The organism is Massilia sp. Root418, assembly GCF_001425265.1.
Taxonomy (GTDB): domain Bacteria; phylum Pseudomonadota; class Gammaproteobacteria; order Burkholderiales; family Burkholderiaceae_D; genus Rugamonas.
This window is the reverse complement of sequence record NZ_LMEC01000016.1, coordinates 1-2,063: the sequence shown is the minus strand read 5'-3', so window position 1 is coordinate 2,063 and position 2,063 is coordinate 1. Positions and strand designations below refer to the sequence as shown.

Genomic DNA, 2,063 nt, shown 5'->3' with positions numbered 1-2,063 from the left:
CGACGCAATCAACAAACAACTTGCAGCCGCAACGGATGCCTTGGCGAAGGTCGATGCCGACTTGGCCTGGCAAGCAACCGGCGTCGCCGCCGACATCGCGGGCACGATTGACCCTACTCCTGTTTCCGACCTAGTCAGCGCTGGGGTGTCAGTGCGAAACGGCGACCTGTGGGGAGCCGCTCTCAGCACGGTAAGCATGGTTCCGTATCTTGGCGATGCGGTGGCTAAGCCTGTCAAAGCAGTCCGCGCGACCAAGACGATAGCCGGCTTGACTGAAAAAGCGACCGCACTCAGGAAGACCATCACCGACCTGACCAAGGCAAAAAAACAAGCCGAAGCTGCCGAAGTGGCGGCAAAGGAAGCTAAAATAGCAAATGAAGCTGTTGTAGCCAAAAATTCCGCTACTCAACAAAAGGGAACTGCATCGACGCGCGCAAGGGAATGCGAGCAGTGCGGTGAACTTAAGGCTCCTACGCCAACAACAGGCGGTCTACCTACTCCACCAACCGCCACTGCGAGTAAGCCGAGTCATTTACGCAGCGGACAGCAACATGAGGCTGACCAATTAGCGGAGCTGGGTATTGCTAAAAACAATGAGGTTTTCCGCCCTACCGCAGAACAAATCGACTCCGCGACGTTCAAGGCCATAGTGGGAGATGCGAAGTATACCAAAGGTGGCCTAGCCAAAGGCACGATCTTTGATGGCACAGAGAAAGGATATCTGGAAATAAAAGGGGGGAAAAGTGAACTAAACTCTAGCTATCAGCTACGCCTCCAAACATATAAGGCATTGATCGACAAAAAACCGTACACGATACAAACGACGCGGCCAGTCAACCAAAGTTTTAAAAGCTGGCTTGATGCGTGGGGTGCAAAATTAGAAAGGCCGAAGTAATCATGGAATTTAAGTATACGAAGCATCAAACCGCTCGCGGGTCCCGACCAGATGCGGAAGTGGGCGAAAAGATATATTTAATAAAGAGTCCATCAAAGCTATTTCTAACCTATCAGATAAAGCTACTTACATACATGGCTGGCCAGAGGAAGAAGAAGCTCGTTTTAAGAGCTCCCAAGACTACTGTCTTTGATGACACATTAAAGTCTTTCATCAAGGAAAACAAAAATTTGATTCTTGTCGAGAGGACATAATGGGACTGTATTTGGCAATTTTCGACAATGATCAGAACGAACTCGATGCCGTTGAGGTAGGCTCATACGCGGACTTTAACTTCTTTCGTGATGCAGTGACAGCGACCGTTGAAAAGGGAATGGCAGGAAAAAAATGCCCAACTTTGATAAATCACTCTGATAATGATGGACAATGGACTCCAGTTGACGCAAGTGCACTGTTGCTGGAGTTAGATGCGATAGCACGTGAACTGCCAAATTTCCCGCCTGTAGAGCTTAATGCAGAATGGAAGCTGGAAACTGCAAGAGTTTTCGGCATTACGCCGAAATCGTTACTTGACTGCTTCTTTGATATAGATGGAATATCACTCGTGGAACGCCTTCAGGACCTATCTTCCCTAAGCGTCGAGAAGAGTTTGCCCATACTATTTCAATAATAGAACTATGACCTAGTTCATTACCACCGGCAGCTAATTGCACAGCGCTACGTAACTGCCGGCAGCGACACGCAGCCCTTCGCGGCAGGCGTGGACGCGGGCGTCAACCACGCCGGCACCATCAGCGGCATCCACAGCCACAACTTCGACCACAGCGGCTACGGCCAATGGCAGCTGGACGACACCCCCGGCCAGGTGCGCACGCGCCTGGCCAGCAGCAGCGCCGCCACGCAGCTCAACCTGGGCTACCTGATCCAGCAAGCGCCCGGTTCCGCGCAACGCGGCAGCTACCGCGGCGCGGGCTTCGAGCTGCGCACCGACGCCTGGGCCGTGGTGCGCGGCGCCGAAGGCGTGCTGCTCACCACCAGCGCGCGCAGCGCGCAAGGCAGCGGCATCACGTCCACCCAGCTCGACACCGCCGAAGCGCTGGCGCAGCTGAAAGCCGCCGAAGAACTGGCCAAGCAGCTCGGCGACGCCGCCACCGCGCAGCACGCCCTC

The 2,063-nt window shown here is 53.8% G+C and carries 3 protein-coding genes; all 3 read left to right on the top strand.

Features of this window, described 5'->3' with window-relative positions; all coding sequences use genetic code 11:
• Positions 1-895: hypothetical protein (locus ASC94_RS33005; RefSeq protein ID WP_200955677.1), on the top strand; the 895-nt coding region annotated here is incomplete at its 5' end.
• 253 nt (positions 896-1,148) lie between these two features.
• Complete coding sequence (locus ASC94_RS31790; RefSeq protein WP_082616463.1) at positions 1,149-1,565, top strand: Imm70 family immunity protein; 417 nt, start codon at positions 1,149-1,151, stop codon at positions 1,563-1,565.
• Positions 1,566-1,655: 90 nt separating this feature from the next.
• Positions 1,656-2,063, top strand: a 408-nt coding sequence (locus ASC94_RS12565; RefSeq protein ID WP_307718835.1) for a type VI secretion system Vgr family protein, incomplete at its 3' end; no start/stop codon positions are given.